Source organism: Bacteroidota bacterium (assembly GCA_034439655.1).
Taxonomy (GTDB): domain Bacteria; phylum Bacteroidota; class Bacteroidia; order UKL13-3; family UKL13-3; genus CANJUD01.
In genome coordinates, this window is record JAWXAU010000125.1 from 1 (window position 1) to 7,017 (window position 7,017).

6 protein-coding genes are annotated in these 7,017 nt (G+C 35.5%); 2 read left to right on the forward strand and 4 right to left on the reverse strand.

Going from position 1 to position 7,017, the window contains the following annotated elements:
- Nucleotides 1-413: 413 nt before the first annotated feature.
- A complete protein-coding gene (hflX, locus tag SGJ10_08800; protein MDZ4758222.1) occupies nt 414-1,538 on the forward strand; it encodes a GTPase HflX in 1,125 nt (374 codons plus the stop codon).
- Between the two features lie 2 nt (nt 1,539-1,540).
- On the opposite strand, the gene SGJ10_08805 is transcribed toward hflX, so the two are convergent.
- The 4 genes from SGJ10_08805 to SGJ10_08820 all read right to left on the reverse strand — a co-directional run bounded on the left by SGJ10_08805 (nt 1,541) and on the right by SGJ10_08820 (nt 4,825).
- Nucleotides 1,541-1,999, reverse strand: coding sequence for a hypothetical protein (locus SGJ10_08805; GenBank protein MDZ4758223.1), 459 nt, complete (start codon nt 1,997-1,999; stop codon nt 1,541-1,543).
- A gap of 491 nt (nt 2,000-2,490) precedes the next feature.
- Nucleotides 2,491-3,150 carry an RluA family pseudouridine synthase gene (locus SGJ10_08810; GenBank protein ID MDZ4758224.1) on the reverse strand — a complete coding sequence of 220 codons (660 nt, stop codon included), beginning with the start codon at nt 3,148-3,150 and terminating at the stop codon, nt 2,491-2,493.
- Nucleotides 3,151-3,246: 96 nt separating this feature from the next.
- Nucleotides 3,247-4,191, reverse strand: coding sequence for a malate dehydrogenase (gene mdh, locus SGJ10_08815; protein ID MDZ4758225.1), 945 nt, complete (start codon nt 4,189-4,191; stop codon nt 3,247-3,249).
- Nucleotides 4,192-4,474: 283 nt separating this feature from the next.
- Nucleotides 4,475-4,825, reverse strand: a complete 351-nt coding sequence (locus SGJ10_08820; protein MDZ4758226.1) for an MmcQ/YjbR family DNA-binding protein — start codon at nt 4,823-4,825, stop codon at nt 4,475-4,477.
- Nucleotides 4,826-5,307: 482 nt separating this feature from the next.
- On the opposite strand from SGJ10_08820, the gene SGJ10_08825 reads away from it, so the two are divergent.
- A complete protein-coding gene (locus SGJ10_08825) occupies nt 5,308-6,324 on the forward strand; it encodes a hypothetical protein (protein ID MDZ4758227.1) in 1,017 nt (338 codons plus the stop codon).
- Nucleotides 6,325-7,017: the final 693 nt, after the last annotated feature.

The window sequence follows — 7,017 nt, forward strand, 5'->3', positions numbered from 1 at the left end:
ACTAAAATAGTTCTCCGCCAGCGGCGGATTTGGTTTGTACAATGGTAATGCCGAACTAATCCCGAAAGCTTTCGGGATTAGTCCCTTTCTTTTGGACTACTATATATTGAGTTTCGGTATAACTTTTTTATGCATAATAAAAAAGCCGAGACTCATAATGACTCGGCTGCAAATTTCATTTTTTAAGAAACTATACTATTTCCCAGCTTTCTTCTCTCTCTTTTCCTCTTTCTTTTCTTTTGGAGTTTTGGCAGGAGCTTTTTTAGCTTCTTTTTTGGCATCTTTTCCTTTTGACATAATGGTAAATATTTAGTATGGCAAAAGTCGGAATAAAAAGCTAAGTACAAAACAAAAAATTTAAACAGATGTTAATAGTATAATAAGCTATCCTATCACCTCACTATCTTTGTATCTTGATAAAAACGAAATTATATGATACTACAGCTAAGCAAGAAACTGCAGTGCTGGTAGCAGTACAAACGCCCGAGCAGAGTGATATACAAACTGTTGAATACTTAGAGGAGCTTGCTTTTTTGATTGAAACCTGCGGTGCAAAGCCCTTAAAAAAGTTCACGCAAAAACTACAAAAAATACATCCACGCACCTATGTAGGCGAAGGACGATTAGCCGATATAGTTTCTTATATAAACCAAGAAGAAGCGGATATGGTGGTATTCGACGATGAACTCACCCCTTCTCAAATAAGAAATCTGGAGCAAGAAATTAAAGTAAAAATACTCGACCGCAGTAATTTGATTCTTGATATCTTTGCCCGCAATGCCCGCACATCGCAAGCAAAAACCCAAGTAGAGCTTGCACAAAATCAATATATGTTGCCACGACTTACCCGCATGTGGACGCACTTGCAAAAACAAAAAGGTGGTGTAGGGATGCGTGGCCCTGGCGAGCGTGAAATAGAAACTGACCGTCGTGTAATTCGTGACCGTATTAGTTTGCTCAAAGATAAATTGGAGGATATAGACCGTATTAATATAGGTCAAAGAAAAAATAGGACAGGTGTGAAACGCTTGGCATTGGTGGGTTATACCAATGTAGGTAAATCTTCTATTATGAATATGGTGAGCAAAAGTGAGGTGCTTGCAGAGAATAAATTATTTGCCACCCTGGATGCAACCGTGCGAAAAGTATATATTGATGGACATAATTTTTTGTTAAGTGATACCGTTGGTTTTATTCGCAAACTGCCTCATCAATTGGTCGAATGTTTTAAATCTACCTTGGATGAAGTGCGTGAGGCCGATGCATTATTGCATGTGGTAGATGTATCACACAAAAATTTTGAAGAACAAATAGATGTAGTCAATCAAACCTTGGTTGATATAGGTGCAGCCGATAAACCTACACTCATGGTTTTTAATAAAACAGATTTAATAGAAGAGCCCGAAATTTTTGAAAATCTTAAATCTACCTGGATGGCCAAAAAAAACAATCCTGCCATATTTGTATCTGTATTAAATAAAGCCGATGCTGCAAAAATAAAAGAAGCTATTGTGAAAGTGTTGGAGGGGTTGAAGTAATATTATTCTGCCTTAATTGATTTCCCTTTTTTATAGTTAATATAATTATTTTCATAATCTATACTATCTCCATCAGCCCATATATTTATATTGGGATGTAAAATGGGTTTAATTTGCAATGTGCTTTGGTTGAAATGATAGTACTCTCGTTCAATATGTATAAGCTTTATTTTCTCTTTATCAATTACGTGTTTTTCTAATGCGATATTAAAACCTACCTCTTTACTACCCACTCCCTCGAACTCGTTCAATTTTCTGGATGGATATAAAATACCTTCTATATTTTTATTAGGGTGTCTATTCGAATTTTCTCTGCACATATCATAGTAGCAGCAGGATATGGCATAAACATTTACTTTCTTATTTGGGTTATAAGTACTTATTTCAGAAAAATAATTTAAAAAATTACGATAATATTCTAAGTCGACTTTGTTGAGTTTTTTCTCAATATTGTGATTCATTACTTCTAAAATATATCGATTTATTTTATTCCCTTTTGCTAACGAATGAAAATCTGGTAAACAAATGATTTCAATACTATTTTGGATTTGCCAAATTCCATGAGTAAGGCAGAAGTCATCGGTTAATTGACTGTCAAACAGTTCAAATACGGAGGTCATCTTTGAAAATCCGCAATAAAAAATTTGAGTGTTCTCATTGTTATATCTATTCCTTCTAACTTTATCTTTTGGAGGATAGCTTATTCTATTTATGTTGTTTAATATCATTTCTCTTTTGTCAACATTAATAGTTCTATTAAAATGTCGAACAGTCCGAATGACACAATATCTTTGATATTCGAGAGGTAAATCTGATAAGTTACAAGTAAAAGCAGGAATTTTTCGTATATTTTTAAATAGTTCCCTTGTCTTTAAATAAGCCTGCTCATAACTCAGATGCTTATTGATTAATATAGAATTAAGATTATTAAAAATGTCCAAGTTAATACAAACTACAAAAATATCCTCGGCACCGCCGCATCAATATATACACTTTCATTTTTTACGGGATGCACAAATCTCAATTCTTTCGAATGCAATCCGATAACTGCATCAGGCAATGGAGCAGGAGAACCATATTTCACATCGCCCACTATGGGGCAACCCATGGCTGCTAATTGCGAACGTATTTGGTGCGGACGTCCAGTGTAGGGTTTCACCTCTAATATATATCCTTTGTTTACTTGCTTGATCAGTTCATATTCCAATAATGCTTCCAATGCATTTGGTCTCGCACTATCATATGCTTTTACTTTGTTCTGTTGCTCGTTTTTTATTATATAATGTGTTAGTATCCCTTTTAAATTTATAGGTTTCTTGTGGACCAATGCCCAGTATGTTTTTTGCACCTCACGCTGGCTAAAAATTTTATTCATCCTTTCCAAAGCTTTGGAAGTTTTGGCCATCAATACACATCCACTAACGGGTCTATCAATTCTGTGTATACAACCACAAAATATATTACCAGGCTTATTATAGGTTTCTTTCAAAAACTCTTTGGTTAAATCAAGCAAACATATATCGCCCGTGCGATCACCTTGCACCAATAAGCCCGATGGTTTGTTCACAGCTATCAAGTGATTGTCTTCGTATATGATATTTAATTTTTGCAAATAGTACTTTATATAAATGTTATAAATAAAAAGAGCCGACTATAATAATTGTCGGCTCTATAATAGTTAGTCCGCAGTGGGCGGATTGGTTTTGTATTATGCAGGAACTTGATTCAAATTATCAAGCACATTCATTACTTCTTTCACGGCAACCGAACTTTCATTTAATAGTTTTGTTTCAGCCTCGTTTAATTTTAATTCAATTATTCTTTCAATACCATTTTTGCCCAACACAACTGGTACGCCAAGGTATACATCTTTCAAACCATACTCGCCTTGCAGCCAAGCACACACAGGGAATATACGTTTTTGGTCACGCAATATTGCTTCTACCATTTGTGCGGCACTTGCCCCAGGAGCATACCATGCAGAGGTTCCCAATAAGTTTACGATTTCGCCTCCACCTTTTTTGGTACGTTCCACAATAGCATTCAATTTATCTTCGGCTACAAGTTCCGTAACTGGAATACCAGCCACGGTAGTATAGCGGGGAAGTGGAACCATGGTATCGCCGTGGCCCCCCATTAAAACTGCTTGTATATCTTTGGGTGAGCAGTTAAGCTCGGTAGCTAAGAAAGCACGATAGCGGGCCGTATCCAATATGCCGGCCATGCCAAATACTTTACTGCTGTCAACTTTGGCAGTAAGATATGCACAGTAGGTCATCACATCCAAAGGATTTGAAACGACGATTATAATAGCATTTGGAGAATACTTAATGATATTTTCGGTAACCGATTTTACTATACCAGCATTGGTTTGGATAAGGTCATCTCTGCTCATACCAGGTTTGCGGGGTAGGCCACTGGTAATTACGACTACGTCGCTGTTGGCAGTTTTACTATAATCGGCGGTGCTGCCAGTGATGCGGGTATCATACATATCCACGGGGGCAGTTTGCCAAATATCAAGAGCTTTACCTTCAGCAAAATTCTCTTTGATATCAACCAATACCAACTCGTTACATAATTCTTTGTGGGCTATTACATCGGCACAAGTGGCTCCCACATTGCCTGCACCTACTACGGTTACTTTACTCATAATATATTTGTATCTAATTTTTTTTTGTGCTGCAAAGTTAATGCACAAGAAGGTAAAAGTAAAACGAGGATTCAGAGAAATAATACCGAAACTCAATATATAATAGTCCAAAAAAAGGGGGACTAAACATATTGTAGTTCGGCATTACCATTCTAAAAACTAATCCGCCTCAGGCGGAGAACTATTTTGGTTTAAGAAATGGTATAACGTCATTGCGAGTCTCGTTGAAAAACAATTTAATATTTGAGATAAAATTTAGAAAACGAGGAGTGGCAATCTCGCTTTAAACCAAACCCTCCCTCACTTTCTTCGGCAAAGATTTCATCACCAAGTTATAGGAATTATCGATTTGCTGAAGTAGAAATTTGAGTGGTAAAGTCCCATCAATTATTATAGTATTCCAGTGTTGTTTATTCATGTGGTAGCCTGGTTGCACAGCATCATAGCGTTCTCTTAAATCAATTGCTTCTTCGGGGTCACACTTTAAATTGATACTTTTAAATTGGGTGATACTAGCCAATGCAAACATTTTTCCGCAAACTTTAAAAACTAACGTTTCATTATCGAAAGGAAATTCTTCGGTCACTCCTTTTTTGGAGATACAATAATTGCGGTATGTTTCAATGTCGAGCATTTTGTTTGCAAAGATAATTTATTTGCAGGAATTACAAATAAATTCCCAATATATTGCCTTCGGTTTGGTTCGTCGCGGCGAACCAAACCGAAAAACCTCATACGCTTCGTTAATGGTTGGTGAAAACACACAACCATAGATATAATATGTTCTGAGAACACATATTCCGTAATTCAAATTTATATAGAGAATAGTTTAATGGCTATCTATTTTTAAAGTTTTAATTATCAAACAAAAAATAAAAGGTTCTAAATTTTTTACGCAACCTTTTAACGATTATTCATCTTTAAAAATATAAAGATAAAACTACAAGTTCACCAAAACCAACCCGGAATATATAAGTTATACATTTACTTTTTCTATTCATCGAAATAAAAATAATTCAGTACGTTTTTCTATAATAGTATGATAGAAAACGATTACAATTTTGGATTCTGTTCTTGGTACTTTTTCTATGTGTTAAAACCTAATAAGTATTATATATGTCAAAGAGCAGAATCATCCACAACCAAATAGGATTATTTGGAAAACTCAAACAGAAATTTGATCGGGTACAACCCGGCCAACGTTTTAATGCACATCTTGCCGATCACTTTTGTGTGAACGAGGAAACCGTGCGACGATGGACTAAGGGTGAAGCTGCAATAGATTTGGATTTGACTGAGAGGCTCTGCCAAATGCTCAGCACCACTTTGAATGAGATTAATGGTCAAAAAGTAAAGGGTAAATTACAGGTTGATTTTAATTTTCTCGATAATGAGAATTATACTTTTGAGTCATATATACAGAATCTTTCAAAGACATTAGAAATGGGCATGCAATTACCCCAATTTACTATGCATTATTCAGCTAAGGATTTGCCCATATTTTATTACTTTCATTATAAAGAACTGGCAGCATTTAAAATATTTGTATGGCGTAAAATGGTAATAAATGAACCTGAACTGAAAAAGAAAACATTTAGTCCTGACATGTTCAATGATACCCGCATAATGGATTATGGCTGCAAAGCATTAGATAGTTTTAACCGCATACATACGGTGGAAGTGTGGAACGACGAAATCATTAACAGCATTATCAAACAAATAATATATTTTGTGGAGATAGAAGACGTGGCTATTGAAATGGGCATAACCTTACTGAAGCAATTAAAATTGCTTGTAGAAAATATTGAGGAAATGGCAGAGCACGGACAAAAGTTTGACGTGCAAAATCCCGAAATCAAAACGGGAAATTTTGAGCTATATTATAATGAAATAGTGTTGTGCGATAATAGTGTAGTGTTAGATATGGGTGAACAAGTAAAAGCCTTCGTGCCATACCAAACACTGAACCTGATGCATGTTGATGATTATGAGTTTGGCCGCAAAAGTTTAGAAAAAATAAGTATATTGCAAAAGCGGTTTGATAAACTAAGCCAATCCAATGAAGGGCACCGCAAAAAGGTGTTTAGCAGGATGAGAAGTGCTGTGAATAATGCAATGGTGAGTTTGGCTTAGGTGGGCATGTGTAGGTTTGACCACTCAGCGTAGGTTGTTGGGTACGCAGAGTTGTCAAATCGTATGGTACGCATTTGCAAATCAACCTTGCGTCCTTTGTGATAAAAAAAGTATTATAGTACTAAGCCAAATTAAAATACTTTTCCAAATTTCAAACCAAAATAATACATACCTATTGGGTCAATGGTTTTTCTTAATTCTATGCCGAAGCTAAACGGAATTTTGTGATTCATATATATTGAGTGTCGGTATAAACAGAAACTCAAACCCCATAACAAAATAAAAACTACCGTAGGTTCCGTGCAACATCGGTTTCATCGTTCGTCCGTTGGACGCAACGAAACCTTAGCTGTTGTGTAGCTATTCTGTCCATACAGCGTGTAGTCCAAAGTTTTTGTCGTCCATACCAAATGGTTCAGCACCATAAAATAAATATTGAATTGCACTTGATTTTTTTTCAATCAGTTCTCTGTATAGATAGCTGTTCTTTTTTAAATATAGTTGTTTTTCATTTATTGTCCCGTTACATGGTTTTGAAACATAGATGTTGTCACCATTTTTTATTCTAACCGGCTTAATGGACAAAAAGTAGGATAAAATCTTTTGCAAGCTAGTCCTATCATAGCTTTGCTGCAAATTAAAGTTATGAATAAAAAAACTGCTTTTACTGTAATAGTAAAATTACCAAAAAGA